The sequence below is a fragment of the Embleya sp. NPDC056575 genome (assembly GCF_042793325.1).
GTDB lineage: Bacteria > Actinomycetota > Actinomycetes > Streptomycetales > Streptomycetaceae > Embleya.
This window is the reverse complement of record NZ_JBHTVA010000007.1, coordinates 181,707-205,056: the sequence shown is the minus strand read 5'-3', so window position 1 is coordinate 205,056 and position 23,350 is coordinate 181,707. Positions and strand designations below refer to the sequence as shown.

The following is a 23,350-nucleotide window of genomic DNA, read 5'->3' as shown; positions in this document are numbered from 1 at the left end:
GAGAAGCGTCGATGATCCCGTTGTCCTTCGCCCAGCGTCGGCTGTGGTTCCTCCACCGTCTGGAAGGCTCGTCCGCGACCTACAACATTCCGTTCGTGCTCCGCCTGGACGGGCCACCGGACACGGCGGCCCTGGCCGCGGCGGTGACGGACATCGTCACTCGGCACGAGAGCCTGCGCACCCTGATCGTGGAGGACGCCGACGGAACGCCGGAGCAGCGGATCCTGGCCCCGGAGGAGGCGATCCCGCGGTTCCGGGTGGTCGACGTCGCGGCGGACGCGGTCGAGGCCGTGACGCGGGAGGTCGCCTGCGAGGGGTTCGAACTGCACACCGACCTGCCCCTGCGGGTGACCCTCCTGCGGATCGCCCCGCAGGAGCACGTCCTGGTGTTCGTCTTCCACCACATCGCCGCCGACGGATCGTCGATGGCGCCGTTCCTGCGTGATCTGGTGTCGGCGTACGCGGCCCGGCGGCAGGGGAGCGCGCCGGAGTGGACGGCGCTTCCGGTGCAGTACAAGGACTACACGCTGTGGCAGCAGCAGTTGCTCGGCGACGAGGCCGACCCGAAGAGCCTCGCCGCGACACAACTCGACTACTGGCGCGCGGAATTGGCGGGGGTTCCACAGCCCCTGCAACTGCCGCTCGACCGGCCCCGGCCGACGGTGGCCGGCCACGACGGCGGCCATGTCTCCTTCGAGTTGGAACCCGAGTTGCTCACCCGACTCGGAAAGCTGGCCGCGGACCGCGGCGCGACGGCGCCGATGGTGGCCCAGGCGGCGCTGGCGGTGCTGCTGCGCACCCTCGGCGGCGGCGACGACGTGACGATCGGCAGCCCGATCGAGGGGCGCACCGACGAGGCCCTGGCCGATCTGATCGGGTTCTTCGTCAACACCTGGGTGCTGCGCGCCGATCTGTCCCGCAACCCCACGTTCGGCGAACTGCTCGAACAGGTACGGGACAAGTCCCTGGCCGCCTACGACAACCAGGACGTGCCGTTCGAGCGGCTGGTGGAACTGCTCGACCTGGAACGCTCCACCGCGTACCAGCCGCTGTTCCAGGTGATGCTGGCCTGGCAGTTCGTGTGGCCGCCGATCGAGATACCGGGCCTGCGGGTGACCCCTGTGCCGGTGGGCACCGACACCGCCAAGGTCGACCTGTTCCTCAACGTGGTCCCGGACGCCGGCGGACGCGCGCACGGCCGACTGGAGTACGCGACCGAATTGTTCGACCGGGCCACGGCGACCGACATCGTCGAGCGGTTCGTCCGCATCCTGGAACTGGTGGTCGCCGATCCGGGCGTGGGCGTCGGCGACCTCGACGTGCTCGGCGAGGACGAGCGGGCCTGGCTGCTGCACACGGCGAACGACACGGTCGAGCCGATCCCCGCCGCCGACCTCGTGGACACGGTGGCGCGGCATGCCCGCGACACCCCCGACGCGCTCGCCGTCATCGGCGAGGAACGGTCGCTGACCTACCGGGAGTTGGATACCCGGGCCAACCGGCTGGCGCACCGGCTGATCGAGCGCGGGGTGCGGCCCGAGTCGCCGGTCGCCGTCCGGTTGCCGCGCTCCGCGGACCTCGTGGTCGCACTGCTGGCGGTGCAGAAGGCCGGCGCCGCCTACATCCCGATCGACCCGGAGCACCCGGGTTCCCGGATCGACCACATCCTGGCGGACTCCCGCCCGGTGCTCGTGCTCGACACCGGGACGTGGGCCGACATGGACCTGTCCACGGGCCCGGACTCGGCACCGACCGTGCGCGTGTCGCCGGACAACATCGCCTATGTCATCTACACCTCGGGTTCGACCGGCAACCCGAAGGGGGTGGCGGTTCCGCGCGGCGCGCTGACCAACTTCCTGGCCACGATGAGTCGGCGGGTTCCGCTCTCGCCCGCGGATCGACTGCTCGCGGTGACGACGATCTCGTTCGACATCGCGGCGCTCGAACTGTATCTGCCGCTGATCTGCGGGGCGGCGGTGGTGCTCGCGAACAAGGACACCGTGTCCGATCCGTCCGCCGCCGTGGCGACGATCGGCCGGCACGGAGTCACCGTCGTACAGGCGACGCCCGCGTTCTGGCAGATGGTGCTGACCCACGAGCCGACCGCCGCGACGGGCCTTCGGGTCCTGGTCGGCGGCGAGGCGCTGCCGCAGCGGTTGGCCGAGACGTTGGCCGGGCGGGCCGTCGACGTGCTCAACGTGTACGGCCCGACCGAGACGACGATCTGGTCGACGAGCGCGACCGTCGCGCCCGGATCCGGTGCCCCGGCGATCGGCACACCCATCGGCAATACCCGGGTCTACGTGCTGGATTCGCGGCTACGGCCGGTCCCGCGCGGGGTCGACGGCGAGTTGTACATCGCCGGTGACGGCCTGGCCCGCGGATACCACGGGCGACCCGACCTGACCGTCGGACGATTCGTCGCCTGTCCGTTCGGTCCCGCCGGTGCCCGGATGTATCGCACCGGGGATCTCGTGCGCTGGGGGCGGGACGGGCGGCTGCACTACGTCGGGCGGACCGACTTCCAGGTCAAGGTCCGCGGATTCCGGATCGAACTCGGCGAGATCGAGCATGTATTGGCGGCACACCCCGGCGTGACGCAGGCGGTGGTCGTGGTGCGCGAGGACGGGTCGGACAAGCGGCTGGTCGCCTATGTGGTTCCGGAGGCGGAAGCCGACCCGGACCCCGCGCCGACCGAGGCCGACGCCCCGGCGCCGCCCCCGGACGCCGCCCTGCTCGCCGACCTGCGCGAGCACCTGCGCGCCCGGCTGCCCGACTACATGGTGCCCGCCGCGATCGTCCCGCTCTTCGCGATTCCGCTGACGCCGAACGGGAAGCTCGACCGGCGGGCGCTGCCGGCGCCGGACTACGCACAGGTGTCCACCGGCCGGGCGCCGCGGAATCGGCGCGAGGAGACCCTGTGCGCCGTGTTCGCCGAAGTACTCGGCCTGGACGGCGTCGGGATCGCCGACGACTACTTCGCGCTGGGCGGGGACAGCATCCGCTCGGTCCAGGTCGTGGCCCGGGCCAAGGCCCGGGGCATCACGGTCGGCGTCCGGGAGATCTTCGAGCACCGCACGGTCGCGCGGCTCGCCGAGCTGGTCGCGGAGCGGGACGCCGAACAGGGCCCGACCCTGGCCGAGTTGCCCGGCGGCGGTGTCGGCCCGGCCCCGCTGACGCCGATGGCGGCGCACGTTCTCGCGCTCGGTGGTGGCATCGGGCGGTTCTCGATGTCGGCGATGCTGACCCTGCCCGAAGGTATCGACCGCGCGGAACTGCTCGGCGCGCTCCAGGCCGTGCTGGACCGGCACGACGTGTTGCGTTCGCGGCTCGACCGGGCCCGGCCGGGCCTGTGGATCGAGCCGCCCGGCAGCGTGGACGCCGGCGCGCTGCTGCGGGAGGTGCCCAGCGGCGACGCCGACGTCACCGCCGAACTGGACGCGGCCGCAGGCCGGTTGGATCCGGACGCCGGTGTCGTGGCGCAGTTCGTGTGGTTCGCCGCCGACCCGGGCGCGGGACGGTTGTTGATCGTGCTGCACCACCTGGTGGTCGACGGGGTGTCGTGGCGGATCCTGGTCCCGGACCTGATCCGCGCGTGGCAACGGATCCACGCCGGCCACGCCCCCGAACCGGCGCCGGCGGGAACCTCGTTGCGCCGGTGGGCGCATGCCCTGGCCGACGAGGCTGCCGACGCGGCGCGCGTGGCGGAACTGCCCGTGTGGCAGCGGATCCTGAGCGGCGACGAGCCCGTGCTCGGCGCCCGGGAACTCGACCGCACGCGCGATGTCGCGGCCACCGTGGACACGGTGCGGGTCCGGGTACCGGCCGACGTCACCCAGGCCCTGCTGACCACGGTCCCGGCGGTGTTCCGCGGCGGGGCCGACGACGGGCTGTTGGCCGCGCTCGCGCTGGCGCTGACGCGGCGGCGCCGTACCCGGGGCGGGTCCGAGTCCTCGGCGCTGGTGCGCATGGAGCGGCACGGCCGGGAGGAGCACGTGATCCCCGGCGCGGACCTGTCGGGCACGGTCGGATGGTTCACCTCCTCGTTCCCGGTCCGGCTCGACCTCGCCGGAATCGACGTGGAAGACGCGTTCGCCGGCGGACCCGCCGCCGGCCTGGCGATCAAGGCGGTCAAGGAGCAGTTGCGCGCCGTACCGGACAACGGCATCGGCTACGGCCTGCTGCGCCGGCTCAACCGGGACACCGCCGGCACGCTGGCCGCCGAGCGGGAGCCGCAGATCGGGTTCAACCACCTCGGCCGCGCCGCCTCCGGCACGGACATCCCCGCCGAGCTGCGCGGCCTTGGCTGGGCACCGGACGACACGCACCCGGACCTGATCGCCGCGCCGGACGCGGACATGCCGGTGCTCTCGGCCCTGGAGATCGACGTGGTGGCCACGCCCACCGCCGCCGGCGACGAATTGACCGCCTACTTCGCCTTCCCCACGGGTGTGCTCTCCCGTGAGGACGTGAGCGAGCTGGCCGAGGCGTGGGTCGAGGCGTCGACCGCGCTGGCCCGGCACGCCGCGACCCCCGACGCGGGCGGGTCGACCCCGACCGACGCGCCGCTGGTCGAGGTGCGTCAGGAGGAGATCGACGGTTGGGAGGCCCGGCTCGGCCGGCTGACCGAGATCTGGCCGACCACCCCCGCGCAGTCGGGGATGTTGTTCCACACCATGCTGGCCGGCGCGTCCTTCGACGCCTACCACGTGCAGCTGGTTTTCCAGCTCTCCGGCGAGGTCGACCCGGAACGCATGCGCCGGGCCGGACAGGCCCTGCTGGATCGGCACACCAACCTGCGCGCGGCGTTCGTCGAGCGGGCCGACGGCGCTCTCGTACAGGTGGTCCCGGCGCGTGGGGTGACCCTGCCCTGGACACACCTCGACCTGACCTCGGTCGACGAGGCCAAGCGGACCGAGACGTTCGAGCGATTCCTCGTCCGGGACCGGGCCGCCCACTTCGACGTGCGCACCCCGCCGCTGATGCGACTGGCCCTGGCCACCGTGGAGTCCGGGCGGGCGGAGTTCGTGATGACCGCCCACCACGTGCTGTTCGACGGCTGGTCGATGCCGCTGCTGATGCGCGATCTGCTCCTGCTCTACGCCTCCGGAGGCGATCCGGCCGGCCTGCCCGAGAGCCGTGGCTACGGCGAGTTCCTGGCCTGGCGGGCCCGGCAGGACCAGGACGAGACGGCACGGGCGTGGGCGGCCGAACTCGACGGGGTCGAGGAGCCGACCCTGCTCGCGCCCGGCTCCGCCGACGTGGGCGAGGGCGGTCTCGAACAGGTGGAGATCGCCCTCCCGGTCGACGAGGCGCGCGAGTCGATCCGCCGGGCCGCCGCGATGGGCATCACCGTCAACACCCTGGTGCAGGGCGCCTGGGCACTGCTGCTCGGCCGACTCACCAACCGCCGGGACGTGGTCTTCGGCGCCACCGTCTCCGGGCGCCCGCCCGCGGTGGCGGGCGTCGAGTCGATGGTCGGGATGTTCATCAACACCGTTCCCGTCCGCGTGCGCCACGCCCCCGGCGACACCGTCGCCGAGGTCCTGACCGCGTTGCAGCGCCGACAGGCCGACCTGATGGAGCACCACCACCACGGGCTCGTCGACATCCAACAGGCCGTCGGCCTGCCGTCCCTCTTCGACACCCTGGTGGTCTTCGAGTCGTATCCCATCGACCGCGAGGGCCTGGCCGACGCCGGAGCCGCCGCGGACGGGATCACCTTCACCGGTCTGCGCCCGAACAACGGCACCCACTACCCGCTGGCTCTGATGGTGGCCGCCGACCCGCACCCGGAGTTCATCCTCCAGTACGCGCCGGGCGTCTTCGACCGGGCCGACGTGGAGGCGATCGCGGCCCGCTTCCTGCGCGTCCTGCGCCAACTCGTGGCCGACCCCGAACGCCCGGTCGCCCGGGTGGACACGCTGGATCCGGCCGAACGCGAGCGCCTGCTCGTCGCGTTCAACGATACGACCGTGCCGACCCCGGACGTGAGCATCACCGAACTGGTCGAGGCCCAGGCGGCCCGCACCCCGGACGCGGTCGCCGTGGTCGCCGAGGGCGAGTCGACGACGTATCGCGAGCTGACGGCCCGGGTCGACCGCCTGGCGCGCGAACTGGTCGCGCTCGGGGTGTGTCCGGAGTCGCCCGTGGCGGTGTCGCTGCCGCGCTCGGCCGATCTGGTGGTCGCGCTGCTCGCGGTCCTGAAGGCCGGCGGCGCGTATCTGCCGGTCGACCCCAAATACCCCAGCCAACGCCTGCGGGCCATCCTCGAGGAGGCACGCCCGCGCCTGGTCCTGACCGACTCCGCGACGGTGGCCGCGCTGCCGGAGCACGACGCCCCGGACGTGTTCCTCGACGCGCTCGACCTGTCCACCGCCCGCGCCGACATCGAACGACCCCCGCACGCCGAGCAGTTGGCGTATGTGCTGTACACCTCGGGATCCACGGGCAAGCCCAAGGGCGTCGCGATCACCCACTCCAACGTCGTCAACGGCGTACTGCGGCTCGCTTCCAGGGTGGGCATGGAGCCGGGTAAACGCCTTTTGGCGGGCACGTCGATCAACTTCGACGTCTCGGCGTTCGAGATCTTCACCACCCTCGCCGCCGGCGGCGTCGTCGACGTAGTCCGCGACGTTCTGGTCCTGGACGAGCGGGAGCGCTGGAGCGGCGCGGTGGTGTCCACCGTGCCGTCGGCCTTCGCCGAACTCGTCGACCGCATCCGCGACCGGGTCGAGGTGGAGACGGTCGTCTTCGCCGGCGAGGCCCTGCCGCCGTCGCTCGTCGACAAGACGCGCGAAGCCTTCCCGGGCGTACGGATCGTCAACGCCTACGGGCAGAGCGAGTCGTTCTACGCCACCACCAGTACCGTCTCCGGCGATACCCGGGACTGGGCGGGCAGCGCGCCCGTGGGCACCCCGCTCGGCAACATGCGGGCCTACCTCCTCGGCCCCGACCTCGCGCCGGTGCCGCCGGGCGCGGTCGGCGAGTTGTACGTCGGCGGGAACGTGGGGCGCGGCTACCACGGCAACACCGGGTCGACCGCGGAGCGCTTCCTCGCCGACCCGTTCGGCCCGGCCGGCGCGCGCATGTACCGCACCGGGGACCTGGCCCGCTGGAACGCCGAGGGCGAGCTGCGATACGTGGGCCGGGGGGACGCGCAGGTCAAGCTGCGCGGCTTCCGGATCGAGCCCGCCGAGGTCGAGGCCGCGCTCACCGCGCACCCCGACATCGCCCGGGCCGCCGTGCTCACCCGGGGCACCGGCGCCGGCACGCGGCTCGTCGCGTACCTGGTCTCGTCGGGCGAGGCCGACGCGGACACCGTTCGCGGATTCCTCGCCGAGCGACTGCCCGAGTACATGGTGCCGTCGGCCCTGATGTTCCTGGACCGGCTGCCACTGATGCCCAACGGCAAGCTGGACCGGGCCGCGCTGCCCGAGCCGGAGATCGGCACGAGCGCCTACCGGGCGCCGCGCAATGTCCGCGAGCAGGCCCTGGTCCGGCTGTTCGCCGAAGTGCTCGGCCTCGACCGGGTGGGCATCGACGACAACTTCTTCGCGCTCGGCGGGCACTCCCTGCTCGCCACCCGGTTGATCAGCCGGGCCCGCGCCGACCTGGGGATCGAGATACCCATCCGCAAGATCTTCGACCTGCCGACAGTGGCCGCGCTCGCACCGTGGTCGGAGGAACCGACGGCTCCCCGCCGCCCCGGTTTGCGCAAGATGACCGTAGAGGAGTGAGGCAATGATTCCGCTGTCATTCGCACAGCGTCGCTACTGGTTCCTGCACCAACTGGAGGGTGGGGAGACCTGGAACATGGCGGCGGCGTTCCGGCTGACCGGGGCGCTGGACCGCGACGCCCTCGCCGCGGCGATCCGGGACGTGGTCGAGCGGCACGAGGTCCTGCGCACCACGTACGTGACCGACGAGGACGGTGAGCCGCGCCAGCGGATCCTGCCCCTGGCGCAGGCCCTGCCGCAGGCGCGGATGCCGGTGGTCGAAGTGGCCGCCGAGGACGTCTCCGCGGCGGTCGACGAGGCCGTCGCGCACGGGTTCGACCTGGCGAGCGAAATCCCGTTTCGGGCAAGCCTGTTCCGCTGCTCGCCCGAGGAGCACGTGCTGACGGTGGTGATCCACCACATCGCCACCGACGGCAGCTCGGGCGCGCCGCTGGCCCGAGACCTGGGCGTGGCCTACACCGCGCGCCGCGACGGTCGGGCACCGGAGTGGGAGCCGCTGCCCGTGCAGTACAAGGACTACACGCTGTGGCAGCGCGAGGTCCTCGGCGACGTGGACGACCCGGACAGCCTGGTCGCGACGCAGATCGAATACTGGCGCGACGAACTCGAGGGTGTGCCCGAGCCGCTGAACCTGCCGCTCGATCGCCCGCGATCGGTGGAGACGGACACCGCCGGCGACGCGGTCGCCCTCGTGGCGACCCGGGAGGTGTCGGCCGGGTTGGAGAAGCTGGCCGCCGAACGCGGCACGACCATGGCGATGGTCGTACAGTCCGCCGTGGCGGTGCTGCTGAGCAGGCTCGGCGCCGGCGACGACGTGCCGATCGCCACCCCGATCGCCGGCCGCACCGACGACGCGCTCGCGGACCTCATCGGCTGCTTCGTCAACAACCTGGTGCTGCGCGTGGACCTCTCGGGCGACCCGTCCTTCGTGGACGTGCTCACCCGGACGCGGAACAAGGCGCTGTCCGCCTACGAGCAGCAGGACGTGCCGTTCGACGTGCTGGTGGAAACGCTCAACCCCGACCGCTCGGCCGAATACCGGCCGCTGTTCCAGGTGATGTGCGGCTGGCAGAACTATGCCCGGCCCAGCTTCGAACTCCCCGGCCTCCGGGTGGAGTTCCAGCAGGCGCTGACCCAGAAGACGATGGTCGACCTGTTCTTCAGCATGGGCGTGGACGAGGCGGGCCGGCTGCACGGCGACATCCAGTATTCGGGCCGGCTGTTCGACCGCGGCACGGTCGAGGACATGGCCGCCCGGTTCATCCGGATCCTGGAGCAGGTGGTGGCCGACCCGAACGTGCGCGTCGGGGACATCGACGTGCTGGTCGCGGGCGAGCGCGAGCAACTGCTCGTCGAGGTCAACGACACCACCGAACCGACCCTGGAACAGGGGCTGTTGGCGGCGATCCACCGGCAGGTGGAGGCGGCCCCGCAGGCCCTCGCCGTGATCGGCGAGGAGGAGACGCTCACCTACCGGGAGCTGGACGTCCGGTCGAACCGGCTGGCGCACTGGCTGGTCGAGCGCGGCGTGCGAGCCGAGTCGCGGGTCGCGGTGTGCCTGCCGCGCACGGTGAACCTGATGGTGGCGATCCTCGCGGTGCTCAAGGCCGGCGGAGCCTATGTCCCGGTCGATCCGGACCACCCGCGTTCGCGGATCGACCACGTCCTCGGGCAGGCGGATCCGCTCCTGGTACTGGACGCGGACACGTTGGCCGGAGCGGATTGTTCGGGATATCCGGACTCGGCGCCGGAGGTGGTCGTACGGCCCGACAACACCCAGTACGTGATCTACACGTCGGGCTCGACCGGAACCCCGAAGGGGGTGGCGATCCCCCGCGGCGCGCTGGCCAACTTCGTGGCCGCGACCCGGCGGCGCTTCCCGCTGTCGCCCGACGACCGCATGTTGTTCAGCACGACGGTGTCGTTCGACATGGCCAACACCGAGCTGTACCTGCCGTTCGTCTGCGGCGCGACCATGGTGATGGCGACCAGGGACACGGTCACCGAGCCGTCGAGGATGGTGGCGTTCCTGCGCCGGCACGAGGTCACGGTGGTGCAGGCCACGCCCGCGTTCTGGCAGATGGTGCTCACCCACGAGCCGACCGCCGCGCGGGGTCTGCGGATCATCACCGGCGCGGAGGCGGTGCCGGTACGGCTGGCGGAGACACTGGCGGACCAGGCCGTCGAGGTGGGCAACTGGTACGGCCCCACCGAGACCACCACGTGGTCGACCATGGCGCCGGTCAAGGCCGGGGCGGGGGTCGCGATCGGGACCCCGGTCGGGAACACGCAGGTGTACCTGCTCGACGCGCGGCTGCGCCCGGTTCCGCGCGGGGTACAGGGCGAGTTGTACATCGCCGGTACGGGTATGGCGCGCGGCTACCAGGGTCGCCCGGATCTGACCGCGGAGCGGTTTTTGCCCTGCCCGTTCGGCCCGGCCGGGGCGCGGATGTACCGCACCGGGGACCTGGCGCGGTGGAACCGCGACGGCCTGCTCGAGTACATCGCGCGCACCGACCACCAGGTGAAGATCCGGGGCTACCGGATCGAGTTGGGGGAGATCGAGCACGCGCTGGCCGGGCACCCCGGGGTCGCGCAGGCGGCGGTCGTGGTCCGCGAGGACCGGGAGGACGAGCGGCAGATCGTGGGATACGTGGTGCCCGCGTCCACCGTCGGCGCGTCGGCCGACTCCGCCGGCCCGGCGGGTGAGGGGCCGCGGGTGTACGACGACGAGGCGACCGTCGCGCTGCTCGCCGAGCTGACCGAGCACCTGCGCGGGCGCCTGCCCGAGTACATGGTGCCCGCCTCGGTGATCGCGCTCTCGCGGATCCCGCTGACGCCCAACGGCAAGCTCGACCGGCGGGCACTGCCGGCGGAGCAGACGGGCGCCGTCGTCGGCGAAGGGCCCCGCGACGTCACCGAAGAGAAGTTGTGCGCGCTCTTCGGCGAGTTGCTCGGCCGAAAGAGCGTCGGCATCCACGAGGACTTCTTCGCCCTCGGCGGACACTCGCTGATGGCCACCCGGCTCAGCGTGCGCATGCGCGCCATGTTCGACGTCGACGTGCCCCTCAGGACGATCATCAAGTTCCCGACGGTGGCCGAGTTGGCCTCGCTCGTGCTCATCGGCGGTATCCCCGTGGGCGACAACGTCGACCCGTTCGGGGTCGTGCTGCCGTTGAACAACGATCCCGGGACGGGCAAGGAGCCCCTGTGGTTCTTCCACGGGGGAGGCGGCCTGGGCTGGGCCTACTTCAGCTTCGTGATGCACGTGCCGGACCGCCCGGCCTACGCCCTGCAATCGCGCGGCTCCAACGGCGTGGACGCGCTGGCCGGCTCCGTCGAGGAGATGGTCGACGACTACATCGCCGAGATGTTGAAGATCCAGCCCGAGGGCCCTTTCCATCTGATCGGCTGGTCCTACGGCGGTACCGTCGTGCAGGCCGTCGCGGAGGGGCTCGACCGGCGCGGGCACGAGGTCGCCCTGGTGGCCATCCTCGACTCCCAGCCGGGCGGCGAGGGGTTCTCGGAGATCCACGCCGGCAAGACGCTGGAGGACTACCGGGACGAACTCGAGGAGTTCTTCGGCCAGTACATCGGCACCGACAACCAGCAGGACTTCCTGGACACCATGTCGAAGGTGCTGGCCAACAACACCCGGCACATCATGTCCTTCCAGTCGCCGGTCTATCGCGGCGACGTGGTGTTCTTCAGCGCGACGCTCAAGGACGACCTGTACGCGCACATGTGGCGACCGCTGGTCCTGGGCGAGATCGAGGTGCACGACGTGCGGGCCACGCACCACGAGATGAACATGCCCGGCCCCGTGGCCGAGGTCATGGAGGTCGTCGTCCGCAAGCTGGCGCAGTGACCGCACGTCGATTGCCCGAGACCGGTTTCGACGAACCGACGAATGATGATTGGGGTTGGTCGGGGTGAGCGCACCCGGCATGTCCGCGCCGGACGAGAAGCAGACCGCGCTGTTGTGCGTGCCGTTCGCCGGAGCGGGACCGTCGTTCTTCCACCCGTGGCGGGAACCCGCCGCAAACCGGTGGCGCGTGCTCTCGGTCGAACTGCCCGGCCGGGAGCGGCGGATCCTGGAGACGCCGTATCGCAATGTGGTCGAGGCGGCCAAGAACTCGGTCGACGAGATCGTCGAGAACCTCGGCCGGGGCACGCGAACCGTGTTGTTCGGGCACAGCCTGGGTGCGGTGCTCGCCTACGAGTTGGTGCATCTGCTGAGCACGCGCGGGGTGCCCGTCGAGCGACTGGTCGTCAGTGGCTCGCCGGGTCCCTGGACCCAGCGGGAGCGCCGGGCCTCGGGTCTGCCGGACGAGGAATTCCTGGCCCGGGTCGAGGAGTTCGCCGGATTCCGGCACGAGGCTCTGGACCACCCGGAGATGCGCGAGCTGATCCTGCCCGTGTTGCAGGCCGACTGCGAGATGCACGAGAACTACCTCCCGAGTACCGACGACCCGATCTCGGTGCCGATCTGCTCGATTCGCGGCAGCCGCGACGGTCTGGTCGACGCGGACCAGGCCCGGGAGTGGCGGGACGCGACCACGAGCACGTTCGCGTACGCGGAGTTCCCGGGCGATCACATGTATCTGGTCGATCACGCCCGGGAGATCCTGGATCTGATCGAGGCGCAATCCGCCCACGACACCACGGGGTGACCAGCGGCCTCCGGCCGAAGCAGCGGTGCCCCACCCGGGGCGACACGACGGAATGCGATGTCAGCGGCCGTGTCAGGGGTGTGACAGTCGGGTGACAGTCACCGTGGAAATGGTGGATGCATGAGAAGTACGGCGATCGCAGTTTCCGGGCTGCGCAAGGCATACGGCGACCGGATGGTGCTCGACGGCATCGACTTCGAGGTCGCCGAGGGATCGGTTTTCTCCATGCTCGGCCCGAACGGGGCGGGCAAGACGACGACGGTGAACGTTCTGGCGACGTTGCTGAAAGCGGATTCCGGAAGCGTGCACGTCGCCGGGCACGACGTGCTGACCGCGACCAGGCAGGTCCGCGCGGCGATCGGGGTGACCGGTCAATTCGCCGCGGTGGACGAGTTGTTGACGGGTCGGGAGAACCTGCAGCTGATGGCGGACCTGAAGCGGGTGCGCTCCGGGGAGCGGGTGGTCGAGCGGCTGCTCGAGCGCTTCGACCTGGTCGAGTCGGCGGACAAGCGCATCTCCACCTACTCCGGCGGCATGACCCGCAAGCTGGACCTGGCGATGACCCTGGTCGGCGCCCCGCGGATCATCTTCCTGGACGAGCCGACGACGGGCCTCGACCCGCGCAGCAGGCGCACGATGTGGGGGATCGTCCGCGATCTGGTGGCCGACGGCACCACCATCTTCCTCACCACGCAATACCTCGACGAAGCCGACCACCTCTCCGATCGGATCGTGGTGCTCGACCAGGGCAGGCTGGTCGCCGAGGGCACCCCCGACGAACTCAAGCGTCAGGTCCCCGGTACCCACGTCCGGCTACGCTTCACCGATCTCGACGAGCTCGACGCGGCGGCGCGCGTGCTGCGCGGGGGCACGAGGGACGACCAGGAACTGCTCCTGCGAGTGCCCAGCGACGGCCAGTCGAAGTCGCTGCGGGCCCTGCTGGACCGGCTCGACGAGTACTCGATCAACGCACAGGAGTTCTCCGTGCACACCCCGGACCTCGACGACGTCTTCCTCGCCCTCACCGGGCACCCGAGCGAGGAGGCGGTCGCGTCATGAACAATGTCGCCACGGCGTGGGCCGACTCGACGATCATGTTGCGCCGCAACCTCAAGCACACCATGCGCAACCCCCTCGTGCTGTTCAACGCGATCCTGTTCCCGATCGTGCTCCTGCTCATGTTCGTCAAGGTGCTCGGCGGCGCCTTCGAGGTCGGCGAGAGCTACATCGACTACGCCACGCCGGGCATGCTCGTGATGGCCGTCAGCTACGGGCTCGGATCCACCGCGACGGCCGTCAACGACGACATGACCAAGGGCATCATCAACCGCTTCAAGGCGATGGACATCTCCCGCGGCGCGGTGCTGACCGGGCAGGTCATCGTCACCACGGTGCGCTGCCTGGTGGCCTGCACGGCGATCATCGCGGTGGCCTTCGCGATGGGTTTCGACCCGGATGCCGGTGCACTCGACTGGCTCGGCGTGCTCGGCTTCGTCATCCTGCTCACCGTCGCGGCCAGCTGGCTCACCGTGGCGTTGGGGCTGGCCGCGAAGTCGGCGGAATCGGCGGGCCTGGCCACCGTACCGCTGATCATGCTGCCGTTCCTGAGCAGCGCCATCGTGCCCGCGGACACGATGGGCGCCGGAGTGCGCCAGTTCGCCGAATACCAGCCCTTCACCCCGATCATCGAGACGCTGCGCGGGCTGTTGGCGGGCGACCCCTCGACCGGCGACGCGCTCGCGGGCATCGCCTGGTGCATCGGGCTCGCTCTCGTGGGGTACACGTGGGCGGTGTCCACCTTCAAGAAGCGAGCGTGACCTCGACAAGCCGGGACCAGTGCGTTTGAGTCCCTTCCCGAGCCGCCTCGGCGAAACCCCCGTCGCCGAGGCGGCGTCGCGCGTTCTGCTCGATCCGCGCCGCGTCCGGATGAGAGCGGTCCGGCAACCCGCGTACGTCCGCGCTCGCCGCGAGCAACCGCGCGGCCTGCACGGGGTCGTCACGACGCAGCGCCAGGTCCGCGACCCCGACGAGCACCTGCGCGATCACCGGCGCGTGACCCGCCTCGGTCGCCGCTCGGCAGGCCGCCGCCCGGTGCTCCCGCGCCTCGCCCACGTCATCGGCGAGATAGCCGAGCAGGTCGTGCGTGGCCGCCCGGACGTTCGCCTGCTGTGCCTCCTCGCCCAACATGGCCGTCGCGACGCCGAGTTGCCGACGCGCCTCCTCGGTATCGCCGCCCCATCGGGCGAGTTCCGCCCGCGCGAAGGCCAACTCGGCCAGCGCGTCCGGCCAGGTGACCCGCTTCGCGTGCCGCTGCGCCTCGGCCAGGGCGGCCGCGCCGGCCTCCTCGTCGCCCAGCAACCAGTACAACTGCGCCTGCCGCGAGCGCATCCGGATCACGTCCTCCAGCGCACCCACCTCGGTGACCACCGCGATCGCCTGCTCGTAGTGCTCGCACGCGCCGGCGAACTCGCCGCGCACGGCTATCCGATCCGCCAGCTCCGTCTGGGCGAACGAGATCCCGAACCGCTCGCCGATCTGCCGGAACGCCGCCAGCGCCATCTCCAGATACGCGTCCGCGTCCCGCCCGCCCTGGCCGAGCATGATGCGCATCTTGCCCAGGTGCAGCCGAGCCAGCGCGCGCACCCACGGGTCCTCGTTGTCGAGTAGCGGCTCGAATGCGGGCAGGAACGCGTCGGGCGCCTGCAACAGGCGCTCCAGCGCGGCGACGAGCCCGAGCAGCGGGTAGCTGCGCCGGCTGCGCAGGCTGAACCGGTGCGCCTCGTGGATCCACACTGCCGCCTGGTGCTCGTCGCCGCGCCCGGAGCTGACGAACAGGACGACCAGCGCGTACACCATGGCCCGGATCTCGTCGGTCACCTCGCCCGGCGTCCTGGTGGCCGCGATGATCAGCTCGATGCCCTCGGTCCGGTGTCCGCTGAGCCACCAGTACCAACCCGTGCCCGCGGCCAGCCGCATCGCCGCCTGCGCCTCGCCCGCCGCCAGTGCGCCGCGCATCGCCGCGCTGATGTTGTCGTGCTCGCTCTCCAGCGTGGCGAGCCATTCCAACTGCTCGGCGCGGCGCAGGTGCGGCTCCGCGGTCTCGGCGAGTTCGGTGAACCAGGCCAGATGCGCGTGGCGCGCCCGGTCCGATTCCCCCGCCTCGGCGAGCCGGTGCCGGGAATACTCCTTGATCGTGCCGATCATGCGGTAACGCTGGGTGCGGTCGCCCTCGGCGAGCAGCAGCGACTTCTCGGTCAGCGCGGTGAGCAGTTCGAGGACCTGCTCCGGCTCGACCGCGTCGCCGGCGCAGACCCGTTCGGCCGCCTCCAGGCTTGCTCCACCGGCGAACACCGAGAGCCGACGCAGGACCACCCGCTCGACATGGGTGAGCAGTTCCCAGCTCCAGTCGACGGCCGCGCGCAGTGTCCGGTGTCGAGGCAGTGCGGTCCGGCTGCCACTGGTCAGCAGACGGAACCGGTCGTCGAGTCGGTTGGCGAGCTGATAGATGGACATGGTGCGCAACCGGGCCGCGGCCAGTTCGATCGCCAGCGGCATCCCGTCCAACGCCCGGCACACGCGCGCCATCGTCTCCGGCGCGGGGGCCTCGACCCACGGGTCCCGGCGCACCGCCCCGGCCCGGTCGCGCAGCAGCCGGACGGCGGGCGAGGCCTCGATCTCGTCGGGGCTCGCGTCCGCGTCCGGCAGGGCCAGCGGCTCGACCAGCCACAGCGCCTCCCCGGTGATGCCGAGCGGCTCCCGGCTCGTTGCCAGGATCCGCAGCCGCCGGCACTCCCCGAGCACCCGGTGGGCGAACACCGCCGCGGACTCGATCACGTGCTCGCAGTTGTCCAGGATCAGCAGCGCCTCCCGCTCGCGGATCGCGGCGATCAGCCGGTCCGTCGGCTCCACGCTCGGCGCCGCGCCGAGCAGCGCGTCACGCAGACCGAGGCCGGAGAGGGTGGAGCGGGCCACGTCGCCGTCGGTGCCGATGGCGGCCAGTTCCACCAGCCAGGCCCCGTCCGGCAGGTCGTCGAGCAGGGTGCGGGCGGTCTCCGTGGCCAACCTGGTCTTGCCCGCCCCCGCCGGCCCGATGACCGTGGTGAGCCGGTGTTCGGCGACGAGTTCGCGAACCGCGGCGATGTCGGCGTCGCGCCCGAAGAAGGTGGTCAGCTCGGCACGCAGGTTGCTCCTGCGGTTCTCCTCCCGCCGCCCCAACTCGCCCCGCAGCAGCGCGCCATGCAACGCGGCCAGCTCCGGCGAGGGATCCACGCCCAACTCGTCCGCCAGGGCCTGCCTGGTGCGCTGGTACACCAGCAGTGCGTCGCTGTCGCGCCCGGTCGCGACCAGGGCGCGCATCAGCGCGGTGGCGAACCGTTCCCGCAGCGGATGTGTGGCCACCAGGTCGGTCAGCTCCGTGACCACCTCGGCGCCACGCCCCAGGGTGACCTCCGCGTCGAAACGCTCCTCGGTGGCGGTCAGGCGTAAGCCTTCCAGGCGTACGATCGCGGCGTCGAACGCGGGGCTGTCCGCCAGACCGACGTCCTGCATGGCCGCACCGCGCCACAGCTCCAGGGCCTCGCGCAGCAGGCGCACCCGTCGGGAGGCGTCCTCGGTGCGCAGGCGGCCCGCGGCGACGAGGCGTTCGAACCGCACCGCGTCGACGGAGTCGGGTTCCACGGTCAGCCGGTAACCGTCCGGCCGGCCCTCGATCACCCCGTCGGGCAGCGCCTTGCGCAGCCGCGACACCAGGCGTTGCAGTGCGTTCGTCGCGTCGACGGGCGGGTGTTCGCCCCAGATCCAGTCCACGAGCACGGCCTTGGGGACCGGGTGGCCCGGTCTCAGTGCGAGGGCGATCAGCAATGCGCGCAGCCGCGCGCCCGGCACGTCGGCCGTACCGCCGGCGTCCGTGCGAACCTCGAAAGGACCCAGCATCCCGATCTGCACCCGCCGATTTTGCCACGGTCGTTCGGCCCGCCCGACCGGGTCCCGAAACCTTGACGGACCCCGAACGCGATATGGCGTGTCCGCGTGTCGATACCGCGCGGGAATTCGGTACCGATTTCGAGGTGATCGGCAGCCGCCGCCGAAAAACCGGACGGCGCCGGAATCAATGCCCCGGGCGATCCACGGCATGCGTCGAGTCCGTGGGGTCCTCGGCCGGCCGGTCTCGTATTACTGTCCTGTCGGCGGGACACCGGCGTCCGTCGGTGTGCGCGGACCACCGTCCCTTGCACCGGGTTTCCCCGGCGATTTATGTTGGCGACGCGAGTTTGCCCCCGAAAGCCGCCCACCGTAACGCTCTTTGGTCGGCGTGCACAGACGGTCGCTTTTCACCTCGGGGTCCCGGAGCCGCCGGCACGAACCAATCGTCGAACAGCGGGCGCAACGCCTGCGGATGGCGTTGTCATGCCGGTTCGCCGGCGCATTCCCGATCCGTTCGGCGAAGGAAGGAGAGGCCGGCCATGGAATCGCTGCCGCGTATCCACGAACGAGGCGGACAGGACGAGACATCGGAGGGGCGTGCGGCGCCGACGGGTGCGCCGACGGCCCTCGTACCGGAAATCGCGGCGCTGTGGGGGGAATTCCTCGGGGGCCGCGAGGTCGGGGCGGACGACGATTTCTTCGCGATCGGCGGCAATTCGCTGATCGGGATCAAGATCATCGATCGGGTGGCCCAGGACTACGGCGTCGCCCTGTCCGTGCGCGGGTTCTACCTGGCCCAGACCCCGGCCCGGGTCGCCGAGCTGATCGAACAGGAAAGGGCGCGAACGTGAGGTTGACGCCGGGAGCCGCACGCGAGATCGACCTCGACCGTGTCGACCTGTTCGACCTGGACCTGTACACCTCGGGCGATCCGCACCCGATCTGGGACGTGATGCGGGCAAAAGCCCCGCTGCACCATCAAGTCCTTCCGGACGGCCGTGAGTTCTGGTCCGTGACCCGCTACGACGACGTGTGCAGCGTGCTCGGCGACCACCGCAGGTTCACCTCGGAACGCGGCACGGTGGTCACCCACCTCGGCGAGGACGACGTCGCGGCGGGCAAGCTGATGACCTCCACCGACCCGCCGCGGCACACCCAGGTTCGCCGGGCGATCGGCGCGCGGCTCACCGCGCGGGCGGTGGCCTCGTGGCAGGACCGGATCCGGGAGGCGATCGTGCGCTTCCTCGAACCGGCCCTCGACGGAGGCACGTTCGACCTCGCCGAGAAGGCGCACCGGCTTCCGATGATCGTCGCGGGCCCGCTGCTCGGGATCCCCGAGCGGGACTGGGACGAGCTGGTACAGCTGACCGCGATGGTCACCGCGCCCTCGGACCCGCACTTCAAGCACGGCAGCGAGGCCGCGACGCTGGCCATCTCCCATCACGAACTCGTCACCTATGTCACCGAATGGGTCAAACGACGGCGGGCCGCCGGAGGCGAGGACGGCAGCCTGCTCGACCACCTGACGACCGTGCGGGCGGGCGACGCGCCGCTGACCGACGAGGAGATCGCGCTCGACGGCTACAGCATCCTGCTCGGCGCCAACGTGACCACGCCGCATACCGTTTCGGGTACGGTGCACGCGCTGATCGAGCGGCCGGAGCAGTTCGCCAAGGTCCAGGCCGACCCCTCGCTCGTGCCGTCCCTGGTCGAGGAGGGACTGCGCTGGACCTCGGCCGCGTGCAACTTCATGCGCTACGCGGTCGACGACACCGAGATCGGCGGCGGTACGATCCCCGCCCGCGGCGCGGTCGTCGCGTGGATCGGTTCGGCCAACCGGGACGAGTCCCAGTTCACCGACCCGCACCAATTCGACGTCACCCGGCGCGAGAACCGCCACGTCGCGTTCGGATTCGGGCCGCACTACTGCATCGGCGGTCCGCTGGCCCGGCAGACGCTGCGCATCTTCTTCGAGGAACTGCTCGGCCGCTTCGGCTCGATCGAACTCGACGGCGAGCCGCAACACCTGCGGTCGTACTTCATCGCCGGGATGACCCACCTCCCCATCGTCGCCCAGAAACGAACGACGCCATGACATCCGGCAGCGCCCCCGCCACGTCGCCGTGGTTCGTCCGGCCTCCGGCCGGCGACCACCCGGCCCGGCTGTTCTGCTTCCCCTACTCCGGCTCCGGCGCCTCCGCGTTCAGCGCCTGGCCGGCCGCGATCGACGACGTCGAGGTCTGCCCCGTGCAGTTCCCCGGCCGGGAGAGCCGGCTGGCCGAACCGCACTACGGCAGCTACGAGGATCTGGCCGCCGCCCTGGTGGAACCGCTGGCGGCACGCCTGGACCGGCCGTTCGCGTTCTTCGGGCACTGCGCGGGCGCGCTGCCCGCGTTCGAGACGGTGGTTCGGCTCGCCGAACTGGATCTGCCGGGGCCGCACTGCCTGTTCGTGTCCGGCCAGCCCGCGCCGCACGACGCCGCGAGCGATCGCATGCTCACCATGACCGAGGCCGAGCTGCGCGCCGAATTGGTGTCGGTGGTACGCGGGCGGGGCATCGAGCCGCGGCCGGACATGGTCGAGGTGGGGATGAGCGTGCTGCTGGAGGACCTCGCCGCCGCGCGTGCCTATCGCAGGGTCGAACCGGTTCGGCTGGGCTGTCCGATCGTCGTGCTGCACTGGCGCGACGACCCCGACGTGACCCCGGACCAGCTGGAGGGATGGCGTCGGTACGCGGATTCGGTCGAGATCCGGGTCGTCGAGGGCGGCCACCACGACTTCATGAACGCGCCGGACGAGCTGCTGAAGCTGCTGACCGCCCGGCGGTGACGGCAGACGGCGGTGACGGCGGGGCGGCCCGCGAGCGCCGGCCGGCGAGGGAATCGGAAGGAATTCGTATGAGTGGCGCAGCCACCGATATTGCCGTCGTCGGGATGTCGTGCCGCTTCCCCGGTGTGCGCGGTCCGGACGGGTTCTGGCGCCTGCTGGTCGAGGGCGGGTCCACCATCGGGACCTTCCCCGAGCGGCGCGCCGCCGACGTGCGGCGCTCGACCCATCCGGACGCCGCCACGGTCGACGCGGGTTCCTTCCTCGACGCCATCGACGGGTTCGACGCGGAGTTCTTCGGCGTGGACGCGGCGGAGGCCACCGCGATGGACCCCGTGCAGCGGCTCGGCCTGGAACTGGCCTGGGAGGCCGTCGAGGACGCCCGGATGCCGGCGACCGCGCTCGCCGGCCGGGAGATCGACGTCGTGGTCGGCAGCGCGCCCTCCGGCTACGAGGTGCTGCGCAAGCTGTCCGGCGGCGACCGGGACGACCACTACGCCGCGCTCGGCTTCGGCGGCGCGTGGATCGCGAACCGGATCTCGACCCTGTTCGACGTGCGCGGGATGAGCCTGTGCGCGGACTCGGGCCAGTCCTCCTCCCTCGTGTCGTTGGCCCTCGCGTGCGACCGGATCCGCGCCGGCGCGGTCGACCTGGCGCTCGCGGGCGGCGTACACCTGATCGCCGACCCGGAGGCGGGCCTGGGCCTGGCGAACCTGGGCGCGTTGTCGCTCGAGGGCCGCTGCTTCCCCTTCGACGAACGCGCCGGCGGCTTCGTCCGAGGCGAGGGCGGGGCGTTCGTCCTGCTCAAGCGGCTCGACTCGGCCGTCGCCGACGGCGATCACATCTACGCGGTGGTGCGCGGCTGGGGGGTGGGCAGCGGCGGCGCGACCAGCCGGATGCCCGATCCCAGCCCGGCCGGGCAGGCGGCGGCGATCCGCACCGCGCTGGAGCGGTCGGGCGTGCCGTTCGACACCGTCGACTACGTCGAGGCGCACGGCACCGGAACCCGAGTCGGCGATCCGGCGGAGGCGGCCGGGCTGCGCGAGGTGTTCCGGGCGACCGGGCGGGATCGCCCCCTGGTGATCGGCTCGGCCAAGGCCAACGTCGGGCACCTGGAGCCGGCCGCCGGCATCGTCGGTTTCGTCAAGGCCGCACTGTGCCTGGACCGTGCGCGGTTGGTGCCGCACCCGAACTTCCGGACGCCCAACCCCGCCATCCCGAACTTCCACGAGCACTTCGACGTCCCGAGCGCCGCCCGGCCCTGGCCGAGCCCGGCCGACCGGCCGCGACGGGCGGGGGTGTCGGCGTTCGGCCTGGGCGGGACGAACGCGCACGTGATCCTCGAACAGGCACCGGAGGAGCCGGGGCGCCCCGGGGTCGTCGACGCGGGGACGGTGCCCTGGGTGTTGTCGGCGCGCACCGAGACCGCCCTGCGGGAGCAGGCGGCACGGCTGCGGGACCGGCTGTGTGCGGACGCGACGCCGTCGGCGGCCGATGTGGGCCACTCGCTGGTCTCGACCCGAGCGTCCTTCGCCCACCGGGCGGTGGTCCTGGGCGCCGGCCGCGAGGAGGCCCTGAACGGGCTCGACCTCCTTGCGACGGGCGGCGATTCGGCCCGTGTGCTGCGCGGGGTCGCGGCGAACCCGCCCGGCCCGATCGTCTTCGTCTTCCCCGGCCAGGGGTCGCAGTGGGCGGGCATGGGCAGGCGGTTGTACGCGGAGTCGGAGGTCTTCGCCCGCTCGATCGACGAGTGCGCGCGGGCCCTGGAACCGTGGCTGGACTGGTCGTTGCCGGACGTGGTCACGGGGACGGACTCGGCGGCGCTGCTGGAGCGCGGCGACGACGTGGTGCAGCCCGCGCTGTTCGCGATGATGGTGTCCCTGGCCCGGGTCTGGCACTCGCTGGGCGTGGTCCCCGACGTGGTGGTGGGGCACTCCCAGGGGGAGATCGCCGCAGCCTGCGCGTCGGGCGCGCTCTCCCTCGACGACGCGGCGCGCGTGGTCGCGCTGCGCAGCACGGCACTGACCGAACTGGCCGGACTGGGTGGGTTGAACGCGGTGTTCGCGCCCCTGGACTGGGTCGAGCAGCGGTTGCGGCCGTGGGCCGGGCGGTTGTGCGTGGGCGCGGTCAACGGGCCGGGGTCGGTGGTGATCTCCGGCGACCTGGAGGCACTGGCGGAGTTCGCCGCGATGGCGGCCGGCGACGGTGTCCGGGTACGCCGGGTCAGGATCGAATACGCGTCGCACTCGCACCAGGTCGAACGGATCCGGGACCGGGTGCTCGCCGCCGCGCAGGGCATCACGCCCAGGGCGTCGGCCGCGGCGTTCCACTCCACGGTCACCGGCGGCCCGCTCGACACCCGCGGGCTCGACGGCGCGTACTGGTACGACAACCTGCGCTCGAAGGTGCGATTCGGCGAGGTGATCGAAGACCTGATGCGCGTGCGAGGCAGCGTGTTCGTCGAGGTCAGCCCGCATCCGGTACTCGCGGTGGCGATGGCGGAGACCGCCGACGCGCTGGCCGCCTCGCCGGTGTTGTCGGGCACCCTGCACCGGGACGACGGGAGCATGGGCCGGGTGTTGGCGGCGTCGGCCGAACTGTACGTGCGCGGCGTGCCGGTGGACTGGACGGCCTGCTTCACCGCGGCCCGGCCGCGCCGGATCGGCCTGCCGACCTACCCGTTCCAGCGTCGGCGGTACTGGCTGACACCACCCGTCGACACCACCCCAGTGGCCGCGAACTCTCGTACGGAGAAGCTTGATTCGGAATCGGCGGTACGCAAACTCGTGTGCACCGAGACGGCCGCGCTGCTGAGCACGCCCGACGCGCCCGTCACCGGCGCCGAACTCGCCGCGAGGTCGACCGAGACCTTCAAGGCCCTGGGCTTCGAGTCCTCGATGGCGGTACGGCTGCGCAACCGGCTCACGACGGCGGCCGGGGTACGACTGCCCGCCACGGTCGCGTTCACCTACCCGACCCCGCAGGCGCTCGCCCGGCACATCCTCACCCTGCTCGGACCGACGGTCCCCGAAGTCCCGGAAACGGCGCCGGAATCGATGCCGGCGCCGACCTCGGCGGCGGCCCCGCCCCCGGTGCCGGAGACACCTTCGGCGAGCCGCAGCGACGACGAATTGTACGCATTGATCGACCGCGGGTACGTGTAGCGCCACCCGTTCGTCCGAGTAACCG

Annotated in this window: 10 protein-coding genes; 9 read left to right on the top strand and 1 reads right to left on the bottom strand. The window is 71.7% G+C overall.

What is annotated here, in order from left to right; genetic code table 11:
- Window positions 1-11: 11 nt before the first annotated feature.
- The 5 genes from ACFRCG_RS07880 (at window position 12) to ACFRCG_RS07860 (ending at window position 14,229) form a co-directional block, all read left to right on the top strand.
- Window positions 12-7,739: an amino acid adenylation domain-containing protein gene (locus tag ACFRCG_RS07880; RefSeq protein WP_380029908.1), complete on the top strand. Its 7,728-nt coding sequence runs from the start codon at window positions 12-14 to the stop codon at window positions 7,737-7,739.
- Window positions 7,740-7,743: 4 nt separating this feature from the next.
- Window positions 7,744-11,607: an amino acid adenylation domain-containing protein gene (locus tag ACFRCG_RS07875; RefSeq protein ID WP_380029907.1), complete on the top strand. Its 3,864-nt coding sequence runs from the start codon at window positions 7,744-7,746 to the stop codon at window positions 11,605-11,607.
- Between the two features lie 79 nt (window positions 11,608-11,686).
- Window positions 11,687-12,412 (top strand): thioesterase II family protein, encoded by a 726-nt coding sequence (locus ACFRCG_RS07870; RefSeq protein WP_380029926.1) that lies wholly within the window; start codon window positions 11,687-11,689, stop codon window positions 12,410-12,412.
- Window positions 12,413-12,532: 120 nt separating this feature from the next.
- Entirely contained in the window at window positions 12,533-13,471 is a 939-nt protein-coding gene (locus ACFRCG_RS07865) for an ATP-binding cassette domain-containing protein (protein WP_380029906.1), read from the top strand.
- Window positions 13,468-14,229 (top strand): ABC transporter permease, encoded by a 762-nt coding sequence (locus ACFRCG_RS07860; protein WP_380029904.1) that lies wholly within the window; start codon window positions 13,468-13,470, stop codon window positions 14,227-14,229. The genes ACFRCG_RS07865 and ACFRCG_RS07860 overlap by 4 nt, the downstream gene beginning before the upstream one ends.
- Here the strand turns inward: ACFRCG_RS07860 and ACFRCG_RS07855 are convergent.
- A complete protein-coding gene (locus ACFRCG_RS07855; RefSeq protein ID WP_380029903.1) occupies window positions 14,213-17,356 on the bottom strand; it encodes a BTAD domain-containing putative transcriptional regulator in 3,144 nt (1,047 codons plus the stop codon). The two genes, ACFRCG_RS07860 and ACFRCG_RS07855, sit on opposite strands and share 17 nt — an antisense overlap.
- Window positions 17,357-17,874: 518 nt before the next feature.
- On the opposite strand from ACFRCG_RS07855, the gene ACFRCG_RS07850 reads away from it, so the two are divergent.
- The 4 genes from ACFRCG_RS07850 to ACFRCG_RS07835 all read left to right on the top strand — a co-directional run bounded on the left by ACFRCG_RS07850 (window position 17,875) and on the right by ACFRCG_RS07835 (window position 23,325).
- Window positions 17,875-18,186 carry a phosphopantetheine-binding protein gene (locus tag ACFRCG_RS07850; protein WP_380029902.1) on the top strand — a complete coding sequence of 104 codons (312 nt, stop codon included), beginning with the start codon at window positions 17,875-17,877 and terminating at the stop codon, window positions 18,184-18,186.
- On the top strand, window positions 18,183-19,430 hold the full coding sequence (locus ACFRCG_RS07845) for a cytochrome P450 (protein ID WP_380029901.1): 1,248 nt from the start codon (window positions 18,183-18,185) through the stop codon (window positions 19,428-19,430). The genes ACFRCG_RS07850 and ACFRCG_RS07845 overlap by 4 nt, the downstream gene beginning before the upstream one ends.
- Window positions 19,427-20,164: a thioesterase II family protein gene (locus ACFRCG_RS07840; RefSeq protein ID WP_380029900.1), complete on the top strand. Its 738-nt coding sequence runs from the start codon at window positions 19,427-19,429 to the stop codon at window positions 20,162-20,164. The genes ACFRCG_RS07845 and ACFRCG_RS07840 overlap by 4 nt, the downstream gene beginning before the upstream one ends.
- Before the next feature lie 68 nt (window positions 20,165-20,232).
- Window positions 20,233-23,325: a type I polyketide synthase gene (locus ACFRCG_RS07835; RefSeq protein ID WP_380029899.1), complete on the top strand. Its 3,093-nt coding sequence runs from the start codon at window positions 20,233-20,235 to the stop codon at window positions 23,323-23,325.
- Window positions 23,326-23,350 lie beyond the last annotated feature (25 nt).

Excerpts from the sequence above, each read along its gene's own strand:
- ACFRCG_RS07865 (WP_380029906.1), top strand. The coding sequence starts at position 12,533 with ATGAGAAGTACGGCGATCGCAGTTTCCGGGCTGCGCAAGGCATACGGC.
- ACFRCG_RS07835 (WP_380029899.1), top strand. The coding sequence starts at position 20,233 with ATGAGTGGCGCAGCCACCGATATTGCCGTCGTCGGGATGTCGTGCCGC.
- ACFRCG_RS07875 (WP_380029907.1), top strand. The coding sequence starts at position 7,744 with ATGATTCCGCTGTCATTCGCACAGCGTCGCTACTGGTTCCTGCACCAA.
- ACFRCG_RS07860 (WP_380029904.1), top strand. The coding sequence starts at position 13,468 with ATGAACAATGTCGCCACGGCGTGGGCCGACTCGACGATCATGTTGCGC.
- ACFRCG_RS07870 (WP_380029926.1), top strand. The coding sequence starts at position 11,687 with ATGTCCGCGCCGGACGAGAAGCAGACCGCGCTGTTGTGCGTGCCGTTC.
- ACFRCG_RS07880 (WP_380029908.1), top strand. The coding sequence starts at position 12 with ATGATCCCGTTGTCCTTCGCCCAGCGTCGGCTGTGGTTCCTCCACCGT.
- ACFRCG_RS07850 (WP_380029902.1), top strand. The coding sequence starts at position 17,875 with ATGGAATCGCTGCCGCGTATCCACGAACGAGGCGGACAGGACGAGACA.
- ACFRCG_RS07840 (WP_380029900.1), top strand. The coding sequence starts at position 19,427 with ATGACATCCGGCAGCGCCCCCGCCACGTCGCCGTGGTTCGTCCGGCCT.